Raw genomic sequence first — 17,296 nt, 5'->3', positions numbered from 1 at the left:
TTGAATACCGCGCTTGCTCTTTTCTTGCTTGCATTCACACAAACAGTCACAGCGCAGCAAGTTGTCGTCGATGAGATTCAAATTTCCCGCCAACCCCTGCGTGATGGCGAGTTTCTATTGCACGCGGAATTCAAGCTGCCGGATCTTGACCGTGTTCCCACGGAACAGATGAACATCGACTACGCGGTTTTGGAGCTTGACGCCCTGGTGAAGGCAGCCGCAGAGTCGGATTTCGGCGCGCTAGAAATACTCGCGGCAGGGGAAAATAAATCCGCAGCATTGGCGGGGTTGAACTACAATCTCAATCCGGTCACCGCGCGAATACGCCAGAACCGCACCGGGATTGATCGCGTTGAATTCGATATCACTCAAATCGTGAGTGCGTGGCTGCACCAGGCTGTGCCGAATCACGGATTGTTGGTGGTGTCTCATCGCACGAGAGGTGAAAAGACTCTGCGGGAAGATCATGTGGCTTTCCCGCGCGAGTACGCGCCCAAAATCACCATTCACTACACGATTCTGGATGAGTGACTGACGTGGCACGTCAAGCCCGCGCAGGGCAGCTTCACGATCCCACAAACAAATTAATCAACCCCTGCGTGCCCTGTTCGCCCAAACCTTTTTCCACCGCTTGTTGAAAGAGTTGATGGGTCAAGGCCGTTCCCGGAAATTCCTTGCCCAGGCTTTGCATCAGCTCCGTGGCCAGGCGCAAATCCTTGCTCTGCAGGCGCATCGTGAATCCCGGCGCAAAGTCGTTTTTCAAAATGCGCGGCGCGAGATTGGTCAACATCCACGAGCCGGCTGCGCCGCCGCTTACCGCTTGCAGTGTGGCATGCAAATCGAGCTTGGAGAGCTTGGCCAGGCGTAATCCCTCTGTCATCGCGAGAATATTCAATGCGCAGATGACTTGATTCACCAGCTTCGTGCGCTGGCCATTGCCGTTCTTGCCGCAATAGACAATATTCTTCCCCAGCGCAGCAAAAATCGGCTGACACTTCTCAAAAACCTCCCGCTTGCCGCCGGCCATGATCGTCAACGTGGCGGCTCTGGCGCCCGGCTCGCCCCCACTCACCGGCGCATCGAGCATCTCGCAGCTTATGGCGCGCAGGCGTTCAGCAAATTTCTCCGTTGCGGCGGGCGAAATCGTGCTCATGTCGATGACGATCTTGCCCACCGCCAGCCCCTCGCTCACCCCGGCCTGGCCGAACAACACTTCTTCAACATCAGGAGTATCCGACACCATCGTGATGATCACCTCGCAGGCGGCGGCCAACTCCGCCGGCGATCCGGCGGCCTCCGCGCCCTGGTCAACCAGCGTTTTGGTTTTACTGGCGGTGCGGTTGAAGACGGTCAGGCGATAACCCGCCTTGAGCAGATGCTCGGCCATGGGCCGGCCCATGATGCCGAGGCCAATGAATCCAATTTGCATGCTGTTTCCTCCGGTGCAATAAAAAAGCCAATGAGCGCAAACTCATTGGCTGGAATCTGGGAACATGATGACCGCGGCCTCGCGGTTTCAGAAAATGATCGACATGCTGAGCCGGTTGAGATTTCCGATTTCGCCGAAGGAAGACATGCCGTAGTCGAACTTGTATTGGCGATAATCGAGTCCCAGGCCGATCGACAGCCCGGCAAAACGGTCGCTGTCGGTGCCGACTTTCTGGTCGCGGCCGAGGGTATTGTAGCCCAGGCGCAAGAAGGCGTTCGGCGAGAGGCTGAACTCGCCGCCGGCGCGGAATTGCAGATTCTCATCGGGATCGCCCACCAGGGTCAGGCTGTACAGCAACGGCAAATGCGCCAGGCGCTTGGAGACGCCGAATTGAAAAGTCAGCGGCAGGTCTTCCTTGCGGCCGTCAAACGCCTTGCGCACGCGGCCGAGGTTGAAAATGCCCGCGCCGAAACTGAGATTGTCGAACAAGCTGGAATGATAGATCGCGCCGAGATCAAGGGCAACGGCGTCAGAGGAAAAATCCGCCAGCGTCGAGCGAAGGTATTTCACGTTGCCGCCCAGCAGCAGACGCTCGGCATGCGTGCGGGAATAGCTGAAATAGGCGACCACGTTGTTGGCGCCGAAACTGCCCAACTCCTCGCCGAATTCATTCGTGCGGGTGAAATCGCCGTAGTCGGTGTATTGCAACGCGAAGCCGTAGCTGCCCTGCTTGTGCGGCATGACATAGGCGCCGAAGAAATCCTGCACATCAAGAATGTTGTTGATATAGCCGAAGGTCGCGGCGCGCTGCGACAGGTCCGCCAGGCCTGCGGGGTTGTAGTAGATGCTGTGCGGATCTTTTGAGACGGAGACAAAACTGGCGGCCATGGCGGCCGGGCGTGCGCCCACCGGCGTGCGCAGAAAAGTATATCCCGCGGATTGTGCCAAAGCCAGGGTGGGGAGCAAGAGAGCGGCAAACAGGGAAAGAAGTTTTCTCATGATGGAATGGTGATCGAAGGGATCGGCGGTTCAAAGGAACGATGTAATGACGTGAAGAACAGAGCTGGTGAGCGGGATCGAACCGCTGACCTGCGCATTACGAGTGCGCCGCTCTACCGGCTGAGCTACACCAGCTTGGCAAAGATTGCGGGCAAAGAACGGTTGGCCAAAACAAAACAGCAAAACCGCGCGGCTTTGCTGTGAGGTCGTGGCCAGGCGCAGAATCGAACTGCGGACACACGGATTTTCAGTCCGTTGCTCTACCGACTGAGCTACCTGGCCTTCGAAAAAAGCGACGCAAAATAAGCTTATCCCGCCAAAAAGTCAAGGTGAATTTCAGTCAGGGACTGGCATTAGCGACCGCCAATTCATTGCTTTTTTGAAATGTGCGGTTTAGATTCACCGCCGAGTGCTGCTGCCCTCGTGCCGCGCCTCTCCGGTTCATCTTCACTATTGCAATGGCTATGGAATCCTCCCAACCTGTCTTGTACCGTGAACATCAACCCATGAAGCGCTGGTTCGTGCACCTGCTCGTGCTGGCGATCGGCGCGGCCGCCGTCTTTGTGGTCGTGCTCGTGCTGCTGCGGCCGCATCTGCCCACGTGGCTGCTCGCGTTGATGCTGCTGGCGGTGCTGGGCCTGGCGGCGGCCACCTTCACCTTCCGGCGCTTGTCGATCGAAGTCACCGAGGCCGGCATCGCCTTCGGCTTCGGCTTTGTGCGCACCCGCCTGCGCTGGCAGGAGATCGAAAGCGTTGAACCGCAGCCCTACCTCTTCTCGCGCTTCGTGGGCTGGGGCGTGCGCTATGATTTGCGCGACACTTTTGCGTTTGTGGCGCAGAGCGGCATGGGCGTCGAGCTGAGAACCCGCAAACGCTGGCGCTACTTCATCACCACCGACCGGCCGCAAAAGTTGGTTGAGCTGGCGCGCACCCGCATCACGCCTGCCGCCTCGCCAGCTCACCGCTGAGGCCCTGCTCCTGCCCGGCTGCTCTGCACAATCTCGGCAAAGCAGCGCGCGCCTTCCCGCAGGCGCCGTGCTTGCGTGGCAAAGTCGACCTCGTACAGGCCGAATTTCATTTCGTAGCCTTCCGTCCATTCGAAGTTGTCGAGCAGCGACCAGTAGAAATAGCCGCGCACGTCATAACCCTCCTGCATGGCGCAGATCAGGGCATAGAGGTAGCGCCGGATGAACAGCTCACGCCGATCGTCGCGGCTGTCGGCAATGCCGTTCTCCGTCACATAAATGGGCACGCCCAGTTGCGCGATCTCTTTCACCGCGCGATAGAATCCCTCGGGATAGACGGCATACGCCATGTCGGTCATGGTCTGGTTGGGCGGCAAGGCGAAGGCAAACGGCTGGTGGCGATTCCACTGCAGCTTGACGTGAAAGTGGGAATAGTAGTTCAGGCCGATGAAATCCAGCGCGGGCTGCGCACCGAGATTGCGATGCCGCAGATTCACGATCCCCGGCAGCTTGAAGCGGAATTCGCCGGAATTGAAATACGAAAAGATCGAGTCGTTGAACAGACGGTTCAAGGCCCGCGTCACCGCCCAGTCGCCCCAATGCCAATAGCGCAAGGGATCGAATTGAAACAGGTTTTTGGCCAGTCCAATTTGGGCCTGCTCGCCGCCCGGCAGCTTCTTCAAAGCATGATAGACCTGCGTGTGCGCTTCGAGTAAATTCTTGAGCACCAGCCCGGTGGCTTGCGCCTCGCGTTTGCCCGGCGGAAACACGCCCATGAAGAAGCCTTGCGCGGCGTACACTTCCGGCTCGTTGATGGTGCACCACCATTGCACGCGCTCGTGCAAGGCCGCAAAGACTTTCTCCGCGAAGCGCACGAACAGCGGCAGATTTTCCTCCTTCTCGAAAGCGCCGAGCGCATCGAACCACTGCGGGTGGGTGAAGTGGTGCAGGGTCACGACCGGCTGCAGATTCTCCGCCTGCAGCGCGGCGCACACCTCACGGTAATGCTGCAGCGCGGCCTCGTCGAATTCGCCCGGCCGGGGCTCGATCTTGCTCCATTCCACCGAAAAGCGGTAAGCCTGCACGCCCAGCGCCTTCATGAGTTGAATGTCTTCGCGATAGCGCTGCCAGTGCTCGCACGCCCGGCCGGCGCGCTGGCCCTGCTTGATGCGCGGCTGGCCGGACGCATCCACCGACTGCTCCCAGGCACTCCAGTTGTTGTTGTCGCACCCGCCTTCCACTTGGTGCGCGGAAGTGGCAACGCCCCACAGAAAATGCTGCGGAAATCGGATCCGCTTGGTGTCGATGTGATCCCAATCCCAGCGCAGCTCGGGATATTTGTGCTGCCAGCGCAGCAGACTGAGGAGATAAAACAGCAACACGGCTGAGGCAACAAGCACGACAATAGTCAATTTCGTTTCTCCTCGCATTGGCAGGCGTACAGCGGCCTCACGGCCGCAGAGATTTGTAGACGCCGCTGAGCCAGTTTTTCAAGTCAGAACAATACCACTTTGAGAAACGCCGGTCCGAGGGGCCGCCGGCCAGGTTGGTGTACAACTCGTCGCGGCTGAAATCAGTGATCATGCGGAAGGAAGGCGTGAAGCTGGTTTGACGGCCACCGCTGCGGTAGATTTGGCCCTGATGCGGCGTGGCGCGGCCGCCGCGCAACTGTACCGGACCGCGATCGAAACCGAAGAGCCGCGGCAGCTTGTCGCCGAGAACCAAATGGCACAGCTTCAGTTTCTGCACTTCGCCCCATGGTTTCGGCAAGATCGCCAGCGCCGCTTCCGCCACCCGGCGAAAGATTTCCTCGCGCGATTTGCCGCCGAACCATTCCGAATTTTCCGAAAGCAACACCGCATCGAAATTCGCATAGAAATCGACAAACAGCGCGGTTTCTTCCGCCAGAAAGCCGGCCACCCGGCCGCCCCAGCCCGCAGCGCCGAACACTTCCCGCAGCAGGCGGTGATAGAACTGCTCGAATAAGTACGCGCCTTGTGAGGTTGTGGCGTAACTGCAATCCCACTCGGCCAGAATGCGGCCCGGCAGCGTGGCCGGCAGCAGCGGATGCAGCACTTGCAGAAAGCGTTCCGCCTGCACCGAATGCACATCGTACTGCATCTTCATCATGTCCGCCGGCGTGAGATTGGACTGCGATTCGATCATCTCGGCGATGCGCTCGGCGCGGTAAGGCCCCATCGCGATGTTGATCGGCTTGGCCACGCCCCAGTCATTGAGGTTCTGATTGGCGGTGACAAAATAGCCCGCTTCCGGATTCAAACAGCGCGGCAACTCGCGATAGTCCACAAAACCGGCCCAATCATTCTCCGGCTTCCAGCCGGGCAGCGGCACCAAACCGGAAACCCCCACGCGGCGCTTCGGCATCAAACCGGACATTTGATAGCCGATGTTCCCGTGCCGGTCCGCCAACACCCAGTTGAATGAAACTTCATATTGGCCGAGATGCTCACGGCCCTCTTCCACCGAAGCCGCCAGCCACATCGCGACCGCGTGGTTGAGAGTCTGAGCGCCGGTTTCCGCGCCCGACCAGCGCGTGGCGAGATAGTAACCTTCGGCGTGTGGATCCCCCTCGAGCACACCGTGTTCATTCTCGTAGAAAACGACTTCCACCGCGGCTTTCTTTTTGCGCTCGATCACTTCGCGGCGTTCACGAAAGGCCACCCATTCGTTGCGGTCGCGGCGATAGCGGCCCTCTTTGCACTGCTCGATCCACGAATCAACCGCGTCCATGAAAGTATAAGTGGCGCCCCAAGCCAGGTCATTGTTGCGGCCCAGCAGCATGCCGGGCAGCCCGGGCATGGTGGCACACAGGCTGTAGCGCGCGCCGCAAGTCAACACCATCTCATACCAGATGTTGGGCAGGCGGTTGGTTTCAAGATGGGGATCATTCGCGAGCATGGGCTTGCCGGAGGCGGTTCGCCGGCCGGCAATCACCCAATTGTTGGAGGCCATCATCTTGGGTAGGACAGTCTGCCAAGCCAGCTCGGCAGGCACGATACGATTGACCAGCGTGACTTTTTTGATCAGGTCCACATCCAGACCGTTGAGTTGGCCGGGAAACAGCTCTTCGAGTTGTGCCAGGCTGATATTCGCCTGCACCATTTCCAACAGCAGGCGCTCGATCTCGGCTTGGGATTGCGCCAGAGTCAGATAACCCGTCATGCGGCTGAGCAGGATGATGTCTTCCAGCCGCCAGGGCTCGGGCTGATAGCCGAGCAGCTTGCATTCCCACGGCACCTTCCGGCTGAAAGAATCATTGGCGCCCTCGCAATAAGACAGGCAGGCTTCCAATGCCGCCGGCGAGAGCTTCGCAATCTCAGCCGCGAGGTTGCCGCCCCAATTCATGCGGCGAAAAAACCGGTCGACTTCCAGCATGGCGTCACTGCTGTCGAGAAACTCCGAGGCTTGCCCGCGGCCGAGCAGCCGCATGAGCAGCATTTGCAGGCCGCGATCGGCGGCATGGCAGTAGCCCATGCCCCAGTACAATTCGACTTCTTCGCGCGCCTCGACGTGCGGCACGCCATTTTCATCGCGCGTGATTTTCGCCCAGGGCGTATCTACCAGTAAACGGCGACTGGCCAAACCTCCCTCCTCACTCAAAGACGTTGCGGCCGGCGGCGTTGCGGCGCGCAACCGGCGGGTTCGACTCTCTGCTTCGGCTCAGGGAATGTCCCTGCGCTGAAACCGCCACAGCGCGAGCGTGAGGCCGGCAACTGTCAATCCCAACAATACCAGCACCGGCGGCAGACGCCAGACTTGCTCCAGCAGAATCGCCTGCGGCGTGTAGTAGTGGAACAATGAAAACGGCAGCAAGAATGCGGCTGACGGCCACACACTTCCCAAAACATAGAGCACATAGGCAACGAGCGCGAGCAGGAACGCGGTGCCGGAAACATGGCTGCGTTCGCGCACAAATGCCGAGAGACTCAGCGTGACGGCATACCAAGTACTCTGCAGCAGAAAGAAGCTCACGCCGATCTGCGGCAGCGCGGCCACAGCAAACGCCGGCAAGGCGAAGCGTTTCTGCCCAATGGCCGTTCCCAAAATTCCGCATGCGCTGATGGCCGCGAGGCTGAACAGGGCAAAAAGGATTTGTCCGGCCAGATACTGCCGCCGCGAGATCGGCTGGCTCAGCAGGAACTCGATCATGCCGTTTTCGATTTCACCGGCAATGGCAGCCGCGGCCAGCGCAATCGCCGCCGTCGTGGCCAGCGCATGCACGATCGGATGGTTCCAGCCAAACGCGAGAAACCCGGCTGTGGTCAAGTTCGCGGCGAATTGGTTGCTGATCACCGACTGCAGAAATGGCGGCATGGATTTCATCAGCTCTTGCAGGCCGCTGCTGAGATCCACCGTGCCGAGAATCGCGCACAGCAGGTACTCGAATCCGCCCAACAGCAACGCGATGAGGCTCAGAAACAGCCCGTGCCGTCTGGCCAAATGAAAGAACAGATTACGCATCGCCGGCCGCCTGCTCGCGATAGTAGCTCAAGAAAACATCTTCCAGCTCCGGCTCGGGGAACACGAAGTGATCGAGGTCAGCCCCGGCCAGACGGCGCAGAATGGGATTGACTTCGCCTTGAATCCACAAGGTGGCTTCGCTACCGGCGATTTCAGCGGCGGTGACGCCCGGGGTGCGCGCCAAATCAGCCGGCGCCGGCTGGCGAAAGCGTACGTGCATCCGCCGCACCATCTGCCGCCGCAAGCTGGCAATGGTTTCGATGGCAACGATTTCGCCGCGGCGCAAAATCGCCACCCGGCTGCACAAAGCCTCGACTTCGGAAAGTACGTGCGAGGAAAACAACACGGCGCGGCCGCGCCCGGCAAAATCCCGCAAAATCGCGTGAAGGGCCTGTTGCACCAGAGGATCAAGTCCGGTCGTCGGCTCGTCGAGCAGCAGCAACTCGGGATCGTGCTGCAGCGCGAGGAGCAAGCCCAGCTTCTGGCGCGTGCCGTGCGAGAGGAATTTCACTTTGCGCCGCAGCGTGGCCTCCTCGAGCGCAAAGGCTTCGATCAGTCTTGCGCGCAACACCGGCGGCTGCTGGGGCCGGAAGCGGGCGAAGTAATCCAGCAGGTCGAGGCCGCTCAAATTGCCGTAGAGTTGCAGCTCGCCGGGGAGATAGCCCAGGCCGCGATGCGCCGCCGGTGCTGTGGTCGCGTTGCCCAACAGCCGAATCTCGCCGTGATCGGCGAACACCAAGCCGAGCAGAATGCGCAGGGTCGTGGTCTTGCCCGCGCCGTTGGGGCCGAGATAGCCGAACACTTCGCCGGCCTCCACGGCAAAGCTCACTTCGTGCAGCGCGGTGACATTGCCAAAACGTTTGGAGAGGCGGTTGACTTGCAGGCTGATCATGTTCCAGCTTGATGGCGAGGTCGATTTACGGGCTTGCAGTGCGGTTTCAATATAGGGCTTTTCTTCCGGAAAGCAAGCCCGCTCTTCACTCCGCCGGCAAAGCAGCGCAGCCGTTCAGCTTGTGAATTGGAAAGCGGGCGAAGACATCACACAGCCGGCCCCACGAGAGGTACCTGGCAGGCGTGGAACACCATTATTGATGTTTGCAGAAGCAAAAGGTAAATGTCTTGCTGGAAGCATCTTTTTGATATTGAGCACTGTGCTGAATTGAAAAAAGATTCTTCCTGAATGACAGCAAACCAAGTACTGCGTTGCGGTTCCATTTATTTGTGCAAAACTCAGTAAGACACAAGCCACCAAGAAAAGCCTGGTGCCATGGCTCTGGGTTGTTCGTGCCTTCGTGGTTGCAGAACTTTCAGAATTCAGTCCCATGCTTGAATACGTAATCCGCCCAATTTGGGTCTGTCCAGAAATGAAGAAACCGCCTGGGCGGTGGTGTTTTTGGACGGAGACGAATTCTTGGAAGTGGCCTCTCGACATGTCATTCAAATGAATCTTGTGAAACACTTGGCATGAGCAATCTGGTGGGAAACTTGAAATGCTGCCGCGGGGAATGCGAGGCGCGGGACGAAACGGCGGGCGGAAAGGCGGGGCGGGGCCGGCCTCCCGCTACAACAGCGGGAGGCGCAACCCGCACGCAACTACCTTAATGGTTGAAATAGTGTTTCCGGCAGTATTTCATCTTCAGGAGTTTGGCGCTGGCGCCCAGGTGCCGGCCACAGACCAAACATCTGCCGGACTTCTCCCTTCTTTCCTGGCGCTGCCGCTCAAACTCGCCGAGATCAGACGGACGGTCAGAGGCGCCGGAGAGATCGAACGGCGAAGATTGATCTCTGCTGCCGCCCTCAGCCGGATTTGCCGGCGCATCGCCCATCATCTCACCGGCGATTTGCTGGAGAATGTGATCGATGACGCGCGAGCTGCGCCGCGGCGCTGCGGCCGGATCCACTTCGAAGAGATTGGGCTGCTCTTCCGCCGGCGGCTCTTTGGCTTGATATACGGACTCGATGTTCGGCGGCGCCGGATCTGCAATGCGTTCCGGCAGGGCCGGCGGCTTGTCATAGCCCCTGACATTGGTGCTGGGCCGCGGCGCGGCAGGACGTTCCGTCCAGTCGCCGGCAGCGGGCCGTGGCGTTACTGGTTTGGCAGCCGCGCCGTTGGCTTTGGGCCGGGCCGGGCTGCGCCGGGTTTGATTGTGTTCTTCTTCAAGATCACTGATGTCGAATTCCGGCACGTGTTCCTGCGCCGCCGCGATGGCCATTCCCGCGGGTTTGGCTGTGATCATTCTTCCCCAAAAGCGCAGGCTGCCGGTTTCGTCGCCGGTCACGAGGATCGTGCCGTCCGGGCTGAAGGCGCTGGTGGTGAGGTCGCCGGCGATCACGTGCGCCAGCTTGCCGTCGTGCACGTTCCAGAGCTTGATGCTGCGGTCTTGAAAATCAGTCGCGGCCACGATGGTTTCATCCGGACTGAAGCGCACCGCGGTGATGCCCGGGGAAAAGGGCGTCAGGTTGTAGAGCAGCTTGCCGTCAGTGGCGTCCCACAATTGCAGCGACTGGCCGTAGTTCACGGTGGCAAGCGTGGAACCGGAGGAGCTGAGCGCCAGCCAACTGATGTTGCCGTTCTTGGCCGGCAGCGCATACAGCAACGAGCCGTCATCGACTTGATAAAAGCGCACGCTGCCGTCGTTGGCACCGGTAATCAGAATCTTGTCGTTCACGCTGAAGGCCAGACTGCTGGCCAAGCCGGAACAGCCGAGAAAACGGTGGCGCAGTTTACCTTCTTTCACGTCCCACAACATCGCGGTGTTGTCCGGACTGCCGGAAGCGAGCATGCTGCCATCGTAACTGAACACCACGGTATCCACGCTGCTTTTGTGTCCGCTGACGCGTTGCACCAGCCGGCCGTCGGCCACGCGCCACAGGGTTGCGTCACGATTGCTGCTGCCGATTGCGACCATGCTGTCATCCGGGCTGAAAGCCAGGCATTGCACCGCCGCGCCCGGCTCGCCGATTTCGCGCAGCATCTGGCCTTTGGCCACCTGCCAAAGTTTGACCGTGCCCTTGCGATCGACACTTGCCAGCGTGGCGCCGCTGTGGCTGAACGTCAACTCGCTGATGGCTTCGCTGTGCCCCTGCAGCGTGAACAGAAGCTGGTTGTCGCTCAGGCGCCAGATTCGCACCGTGCGGTCAGCGCCGCCGCTCGCCAGGTAGGTGCCGTGCGGGCTGATGGCAATCACGTTGACACGGCCGTAATGCGCCGACATTTTGTGCAGCGCCAGCTTGTGCACCAGCAGGGATTGAAAGATGACTTCGATTTGCTGCAGCAACTGCATGGCATCGCGATTGTCGAAGTAGGTTTTGCGCGCCATGCACGCCCGCGCCTCCGCCAGAATCCGGCGCATATCGGCCTCGGCATTCCTGGCCTCCTCGGTGACGAAAGCCCATTCCGTCAACAGCCGCTCCACCTTCTGAAACTTATAGCCCAGCTCATCGCCGCTCTTCTGCCGGAGCTGCAGGAACAGATCCGTGATTTCCTTGCGGGTGTAACGGAACTCCGGATCGACATCCGCCTTCAGGCAATACTCTTCATTGAGCGCGATGGCCTTCTCCAGCACGGCCGCCGCGGTTTTGCCGTCGCCGATCAGCGCCGCCATTTTGGCGGTGTGATAGTGGCTCTCCGAAAGCTGGGGGTAGATCTTGGTGGCCTGCTTCGACAGCGACAACGATTCCTGGATCAAACGGCCGGCCTCGATCTTGTTGCCCTTCTTGCCTTGATGGTCCGCCTGCGCATAGCACGAGATGGCCGCGTGCAGCAGGGCTTCGCCGGCAAACTGCGAGGCTTCGGGCAGCAGCTTCATCTCGGCCTTGGCATAGCGGGCGGCGGCGCGCAAATGGCGCTCGGCTGCCGCCAGATTGATCAGGTTGCACTCGTCATTGATGCCGTAGAGATAGAGCTTGCCGATCAGCAACTGCGTCATGAAATTGGTGTCGTCTTTCTTCTCCGACTCCTGAAAGGCCTCCAGCGCCTTGTCGAGCAAGCCCTTCACCAGCCGCTCGCAGCCGATGCGATAGTATTCCTTGGCCTGGGTGAGCACCGGGTTTTCCAGGGTGGCATGAATGGCATCCAGCCGCTTTTCGAGATTCAGCATGGTCTGGCTTTGCAGCCGCAGTTGCTCGACCACCAATGCCATGTGATAATCGAAGCTGTTGCGCAGGGCATGCAAGGCCTCGCCGTTGGCTTGAAAGGCTTGATCGAGCTTGCCCAGGTCGGAATCCAGCGTGTGCGTGAGCGCATCGTAGTTCGGGCCGTATTTGCGCTCCAGGGCATGCGGACTGGCCACCAGCGCGCGGGTCTGTTCCGGCACGGGCACCGGCGCGGGCTTGTTGTTCTGGCGAATTTGCCCTTTGAGATCCTTGACAAAGGAAGAAACCCGGAGATACTGTTCCCATGTCAGTTTCGAGCCGAGATGAAAGAGTGACATGTTCAATCCTTGTGAATCTTACTTGATGCGATTCGATTGCGGCGAGCGGCGGGGCTCACGCGCCGGATTCTTTTTCGTACCACGCAGGTCGTCCTTTTCCGGGGCCCGGCGTCTCAACTCCTGCCAGTCCCGATTCAATTGTTCTCTCACATCCACCTGCCGGCCGCGCCGCCCCAACAAACTGGGGACGATCTGGGCCTCGAGCAAAATCACCAATTCTTTCTTGCGTATGCGGTTGCTGGTATAGCCGAAGAGGTAACCCAGTAACGGAATGTCCTTCAACAGCGGTACGCCCTTGCGCACTTTGAGCAGTTCATGGCTCAGCAAGCCCGCCATCACCGTTTCCTCACCGTCGAGCAGCAGTACATGCGTCTGGCCTTCGGTCACGCTCTTGGTGACGCCCACGGCATCCGGCTGTACGTCGCTGCGCTCCGCGGTCAGGCTCAGATAGATGAAGGTCGAATCCTTGCGGCCGTGCAGCGTCGGGGTGACGGTCAAAATGATGCCGGACTCGTATTCGGAGAAGCGCGTGTTGCCGGCAAAGTCCTGCAGGGTGAGGAAGAAATTCTTGCCGACTTTGATCTTGCCTTTCTCGCCGTCCATCACGCGAATTTTGGGGCGCGCGATGATCTCGCCCAGGCTGCGGCTTTCGAAGGCGCGCAACAGGGCATTGACATTCACCGATCCGCGAATATTGCCGCCGGCAGACACGCGCAGAATGTCCTTCACCACTTCGTCCGCGCCAAAAGTTTGAAACTGCACGGTTCCATTCTTGAAGGTGCTCCAGTTGATGCCCAGCTCGTGCAGGGTTTCATAGTCAGCTTGAAAAAAGACGGCGTTGATCTCGATTTCGCGGGTATTGATCGAGATGTCGCTCTCCGTCGGTTCGGCCGCGGCCTGCGTCGGCACCATCTCCAGCACTTCATAATACTGTTCGTGCGGCTCGTAGCGCAGCATGTTGGAACGCAACACGTATTCCAGCGCACGTTTCCAGTGCATGTTTTCCACCGACACGCCGATGGGCTTGTTGGGCGCCTTGGCATCGATAATCACCCGGTTTTCGAACTTGCGCGCGAAACCGGAGAGAATCTCCAGCGCGGCGGGCAACGGCATATTCTGATTCAGCGAAATCATTTCGTCCGGACCGTAGGGCTGGGGCGGCGCATTGTTCTGCGCCTGGGCCGCGACGCCACAGCACAGGAGGAGCAGGCTGACGAGCAGGCGTTTCTTCATCTCTTGATTCTGGGATTAGTTGTATTCGATGTTGAGCCGAAGCGTGCGCATGCCCGTTTCGGTGCGGACTTCAAACTCCACCTGATTGCGGTTGAGGTCGATCTGCGTCAGGCGGCCGCGCCGGACGGCATCGCCGACCACCAGCGGAAAAATCTTGCCGTCCGCCCCGCGCAAATAAGCCTTGTTGTTGGTGATCGCCAGCAGGGTGGCCTGCTCGACGTCGAGCAGCTCCGGCGCCTCGTCGGCGGGCGTGGCCGCCGGCGCACTCACCGCCTCGGCCACCGCCGTCCGCGTTTTGGCGTTCAGCGGCACCAGGCTGTTGAACGCATCAAAGGCGAACTCGGTGTTCCAATCCAACTGCGGCGAGGCCATGGTCAATTCACTGCCGATTTCCCAATCCTTGTTCATCGAATAGCCTTCGAACATCAGATTGAAGCGCAGCAGTTGCGGCTCCTTGTCGCTGCGGCCGAAGTTGACGCTTTTGATTTGATAGAGCAGCGGATTGTGCGTCATGTACCACAACAGCGCGAAAATGTCCCGGTATGGGCCTTCGCCGTTCAAGGTGTAGGAAAAGGCGGTGTACTCCGCCGCCGGCTTCTTCTCGTTGAGGTAAAAGTCAAAATCGATGTTCAAGCTGTGCACCTGAATCAGCCAGTTGATGTAGGACAGCGAAAATGCCGGCTCCTCGGCGTTGATCAGCTTCTTGGGCGAATTCTGCCACAACCGCTGCAGCGAATCGCGCGTGGCCTGCGTCATGGTCAGCGTTTGCGCCACCTCCATCCCGCCGGAAAACCGCTGCTTCAGCTCCTGCGCTTGCCGGTTGAGCGCCACGAGCGCCTGCGCTTCACGGCGTTGCCAAAAGAATCCGACCGCGCCGATCACGATGAGGATCAACAGCAGCGTCAAGCTGTTGCGTCTGGCATACATCTGAAATGAACTCCGCCGGTCTCCGGCTATTTAAGCATGACAATGCGATAGCTCTTGATGAACAGGTTGCCGATCTCCGCGGCTTTGCGTTCCGCCGCCTCGCGCGTGGCAAAGGTGCCGATCAGCAGGCGAAACTTGGGCTGCTGCGATTGCGCATCCCGGTAGCGCTCGATCGTCACCTCCATGCCCTGCTTGCGATAGGTGGTGACGATTTCTTCGACCGGCTCATTGATGGCCGCCGCCGTTGCTTCAATCGTATATCCTTTCGCCGGGTGGTCCGCCTCCGGTCCGGTGGCCATGCGCGGCTGCGGCGTCTCCTGGCCGTTGTTGAGCTTGGGCACTTGCTTCTTGATCAAAACCCGGTAGACTTCCGTGCCCTGCGCCTTGTCGAAGTAAGGCGCCACCACCGCCTCGATGCCGCGCTTGCGATAACCGGCCGCATACCATTCCGCCAGTTCACGGGTATGGCAGGTGATCGCCTCGATCTTGTCGCCGTGATTCTCTTCACTCACGGCCCGGGATGAGGGCGCGGTGAGCGGGGAAGGGCTGGCGCTCTTGGCCAGACCGTTGGCTGGTCCGGACGCGCTGCTTTCGTTGCGCACCATCTTCGCGCCCGGCGCCGGCGGCTGGCTCTTGCCGCCCTGCTTGCTGATCATCACGCGGTAATACTGCATGCCCTGGCGTTTGTCGAAATGGGACACCACGATCGCGTCCACCCCGCGCTTGCGATAACCGGCGGCATACCATTCGGCCAGATCTTTGGTCTGACAGGTCATGGCTTCCTCGCGATCGCCCAGTTCCTGATCATCGACTGCCGGTTCCGCTGTTGCAGTCGCGATTCTGGCATTGGTGACCGAGGCAGGTCGCGAGGTCGCTCGCTCCGCCGAAGCCGTTACGGATTTGCGTTCTTCTGCCGGACGCGCAGTGCTTCCGGCAGCGGGCGTGCGGGAGCGCGTCGAGCTGCCACGGGCCGGCGCGACGCGGTTTTCCGCCGTGCGCTCAGGCTGACTTGCGAGCGGCCCGGCACTGCGATTTGCTGAGGCCGCCGTTGCTTCACGCGGCAGGGCAGGCTTGGCCGCGCTCGTGGTTCGCGTTGCGACTCCAGGACTGGGCACTGGTTGCGGCGGCGCGCCCGCACTGGCGGCCAGCAGCGGCGGCTTGCCGGCGCCGCCACTCTTGTCCGCTGCCGTGTCGCGGCCGCCTTTGGTCAGCACCAAATTGCCGCCGGCAAACTGGCTGGCGTCGATGATGCGAATGCCGTTTTGCGTGAATTCGATGTTCTCCTGCGGCTGGCGGCGTTCCAACTCGAAGGTCACCAGCTTCTGCTCGCTGGAGTCCGCGCGCGTCATGCGACGCAGATTGGCTTGCTCCAACTTCTCGGCGAGCACCGGAATCTTGGCGCGGTTGGTCGCGGTGCCGCGCACCATGAAACCGTCCGGCTGTTTGGCGATTTCATCGATCCACAAGCTGCCGGTATTCCCCACGCTGGTGTTCAGCTTTTGCAGGAAGGCGATGAACTCGTTGTGCTTGCGGCTCAAACTGTCGGACAGCGCGAGATGCTTGCCGAGGCGGCTGATCTCGTTCTCGATGTCGAGCACGCGATCGACGGTGACCTGGCTGTTTTGAATCTGCAGCTCGAGTTGCGCGTTTTGCGTCTGGATGCGGTAATACTCCCGCCGGCTTTGAATGATCTGCCAGGTGAAAAAGAACGCGGTCAAGCCCGTGATTGCCAGCAGCGCATAGCCGGAGTAGTTGAGCTTGAGCACCTCTTGCTGGTCGATCAAATCCTGCGGCAGCAGGTTGAGCGGAATGAAATCGGGATTCTTGGGATCCAGCAGCTTCCACGCCAGCGCAATCGGCACGGCGAATTCGGAGAAGGTCTGGCCCTGCATCTCGTTGGCGGGGAAGTTGCCGAGGGCATTCGAGGTCGAGGTGAGATAGCGCACCGTCGCATTCTCGAAATAGCCCGCAAAAAAATCGCGCGCCTTGATGCGGCTGCTCTTACCCGCCAGCAGGATGGTCGCAATCTCCGGGATTTCGGCCTCGTCCTGCTCATAGATGAGCTTGCGGTAGATCACTTCCAGATTTTCCGGCGAGGTCACGCCTTCGTGGATGATCGAGCTGACGTGAAACAAATCCTTGCCGTGCAAAAACACCAGCCGGGTGAAATCATCTTCGATGTAGATGATCACGGTGATCTTGTCCGAGCGCAGATCGGAGCCGGTGCGCGCGAGATTGGCGAGCGCCACCTCGGTGGTGTCCATCAAGGCGAGAAACAGATTGCCCTTGGCGAAGCTGTTGACTTCGCGCAGCAGCGACATGGTGGGCGGATGCTTCTCGTACGCCAGCGTGATCGTGCCCTCGCGCGATTTCAGTTGCTTGATGCCGACTTCCGGGCTGGGGACACGCTCGGCGGGCGGCGTGCCGGCCGCCGGTCCGTTGTCGCGCTGGTAGGTCACCATCGACAGCGGCAGATTGAAGGCAATCTTGATCTTGCGCTGCGTGTATTTCTGGAGCAGTTGGTAGAGAATCTCCAGATTGGCGTTGTCCTGTTTATAGGTGGTCTCGCCGGAGGCGCGCTCCCCCAGGCTGTCCTTCAGGCCAAAAGCATCCTTCAGACCGAAAACGTCCTTGGCTTCTACCTCCGCGGGGCTGGCCGAGGAGGCAGACGCGGGCTGCTGCTCCAGCGTGCTCGCCAACTTCGCGCGTTCCAGGCCTTCGATTTGAATCTGGCCTTTGTTGTTGGACAAATGCGCCAGCCGCACTTCCGTGCCGCTCACCGCAAGACCCAACGCATGTTTGACCTTGAGCCTGTTCATAGGGAACCA

Annotated in this window: 12 protein-coding genes and 2 tRNA genes; 2 read left to right on the top strand and 12 right to left on the bottom strand. The window is 59.9% G+C overall.

The genetic code is table 11. The features are described 5' to 3' along the window. The coding region (locus L6R21_25600) for a hypothetical protein (GenBank protein ID MCK6562587.1) at positions 1 to 531 on the top strand (531 nt) is incomplete at its 5' end. Between the two features lie 34 nt (positions 532 to 565). Here the strand turns inward: L6R21_25600 and L6R21_25595 are convergent. The 4 genes from L6R21_25595 to L6R21_25580 all read right to left on the bottom strand — a co-directional run bounded on the left by L6R21_25595 (position 566) and on the right by L6R21_25580 (position 2,710). After that, positions 566 to 1,429 carry an NAD(P)-dependent oxidoreductase gene (locus tag L6R21_25595; GenBank protein MCK6562586.1) on the bottom strand — a complete coding sequence of 288 codons (864 nt, stop codon included), beginning with the start codon at positions 1,427 to 1,429 and terminating at the stop codon, positions 566 to 568. A gap of 87 nt (positions 1,430 to 1,516) precedes the next feature. Further along, entirely contained in the window at positions 1,517 to 2,428 is a 912-nt protein-coding gene (locus tag L6R21_25590; GenBank protein MCK6562585.1) for a PorV/PorQ family protein, read from the bottom strand. A gap of 62 nt (positions 2,429 to 2,490) precedes the next feature. Then, a tRNA-Thr gene (locus L6R21_25585) sits at positions 2,491 to 2,563 on the bottom strand. A 74-nt stretch (positions 2,564 to 2,637) separates the two neighbouring features. After that, a tRNA-Phe gene (locus tag L6R21_25580) sits at positions 2,638 to 2,710 on the bottom strand. 224 nt (positions 2,711 to 2,934) lie between these two features. Between L6R21_25580 and L6R21_25575 the strand changes: the two genes are divergently transcribed. Continuing rightward, a complete protein-coding gene (locus L6R21_25575; protein ID MCK6562584.1) occupies positions 2,935 to 3,396 on the top strand; it encodes a hypothetical protein in 462 nt (153 codons plus the stop codon). Here the strand turns inward: L6R21_25575 and L6R21_25570 are convergent. From L6R21_25570 to L6R21_25535, 8 genes are all read right to left on the bottom strand, one after another. Continuing rightward, the gene (locus L6R21_25570) at positions 3,387 to 4,805 is read right to left on the bottom strand and encodes a glycoside hydrolase family 1 protein (GenBank protein ID MCK6562583.1); all 1,419 of its coding nucleotides are present in this window, start codon (positions 4,803 to 4,805) and stop codon (positions 3,387 to 3,389) included. The two genes, L6R21_25575 and L6R21_25570, sit on opposite strands and share 10 nt — an antisense overlap. Positions 4,806 to 4,842: 37 nt before the next feature. Further along, positions 4,843 to 6,996, bottom strand: coding sequence for a penicillin acylase family protein (locus L6R21_25565; GenBank protein ID MCK6562582.1), 2,154 nt, complete (start codon positions 6,994 to 6,996; stop codon positions 4,843 to 4,845). Positions 6,997 to 7,074: 78 nt separating this feature from the next. Next, positions 7,075 to 7,875, bottom strand: coding sequence for an ABC transporter permease (locus L6R21_25560; GenBank protein ID MCK6562581.1), 801 nt, complete (start codon positions 7,873 to 7,875; stop codon positions 7,075 to 7,077). Next, a complete protein-coding gene (locus L6R21_25555) occupies positions 7,868 to 8,767 on the bottom strand; it encodes an ABC transporter ATP-binding protein (protein ID MCK6562580.1) in 900 nt (299 codons plus the stop codon). The genes L6R21_25560 and L6R21_25555 overlap by 8 nt, the downstream gene beginning before the upstream one ends. Before the next feature lie 706 nt (positions 8,768 to 9,473). Beyond that, positions 9,474 to 12,308 carry a PQQ-binding-like beta-propeller repeat protein gene (locus tag L6R21_25550; protein ID MCK6562579.1) on the bottom strand — a complete coding sequence of 945 codons (2,835 nt, stop codon included), beginning with the start codon at positions 12,306 to 12,308 and terminating at the stop codon, positions 9,474 to 9,476. Between the two features lie 18 nt (positions 12,309 to 12,326). After that, positions 12,327 to 13,541, bottom strand: coding sequence for a type II and III secretion system protein (locus L6R21_25545; GenBank protein ID MCK6562578.1), 1,215 nt, complete (start codon positions 13,539 to 13,541; stop codon positions 12,327 to 12,329). Between the two features lie 15 nt (positions 13,542 to 13,556). Further along, entirely contained in the window at positions 13,557 to 14,468 is a 912-nt protein-coding gene (locus L6R21_25540) for a hypothetical protein (protein MCK6562577.1), read from the bottom strand. Between the two features lie 26 nt (positions 14,469 to 14,494). Further along, positions 14,495 to 17,287, bottom strand: a complete 2,793-nt coding sequence (locus L6R21_25535) for a hypothetical protein (GenBank protein MCK6562576.1) — start codon at positions 17,285 to 17,287, stop codon at positions 14,495 to 14,497. Between the last annotated feature and the right edge of the window lie 9 nt (positions 17,288 to 17,296).

The organism is bacterium (assembly GCA_023150945.1).
In the GTDB taxonomy this organism is placed as follows: domain Bacteria; phylum Zhuqueibacterota; class Zhuqueibacteria; order Zhuqueibacterales; family Zhuqueibacteraceae; genus Coneutiohabitans.
This window is presented reverse-complemented; position numbering and strand designations above follow the sequence as displayed.

Excerpts from the sequence above, each read along its gene's own strand:
- L6R21_25595 (MCK6562586.1), bottom strand. The coding sequence starts at position 1,429 with ATGCAAATTGGATTCATTGGCCTCGGCATCATGGGCCGGCCCATGGCC.
- L6R21_25590 (MCK6562585.1), bottom strand. The coding sequence starts at position 2,428 with ATGAGAAAACTTCTTTCCCTGTTTGCCGCTCTCTTGCTCCCCACCCTG.
- L6R21_25575 (MCK6562584.1), top strand. The coding sequence starts at position 2,935 with ATGAAGCGCTGGTTCGTGCACCTGCTCGTGCTGGCGATCGGCGCGGCC.
- L6R21_25560 (MCK6562581.1), bottom strand. The coding sequence starts at position 7,875 with ATGCGTAATCTGTTCTTTCATTTGGCCAGACGGCACGGGCTGTTTCTG.
- L6R21_25555 (MCK6562580.1), bottom strand. The coding sequence starts at position 8,767 with ATGATCAGCCTGCAAGTCAACCGCCTCTCCAAACGTTTTGGCAATGTC.
- L6R21_25550 (MCK6562579.1), bottom strand. The coding sequence starts at position 12,308 with ATGTCACTCTTTCATCTCGGCTCGAAACTGACATGGGAACAGTATCTC.
- L6R21_25545 (MCK6562578.1), bottom strand. The coding sequence starts at position 13,541 with ATGAAGAAACGCCTGCTCGTCAGCCTGCTCCTCCTGTGCTGTGGCGTC.
- L6R21_25540 (MCK6562577.1), bottom strand. The coding sequence starts at position 14,468 with ATGTATGCCAGACGCAACAGCTTGACGCTGCTGTTGATCCTCATCGTG.
- L6R21_25535 (MCK6562576.1), bottom strand. The coding sequence starts at position 17,287 with ATGAACAGGCTCAAGGTCAAACATGCGTTGGGTCTTGCGGTGAGCGGC.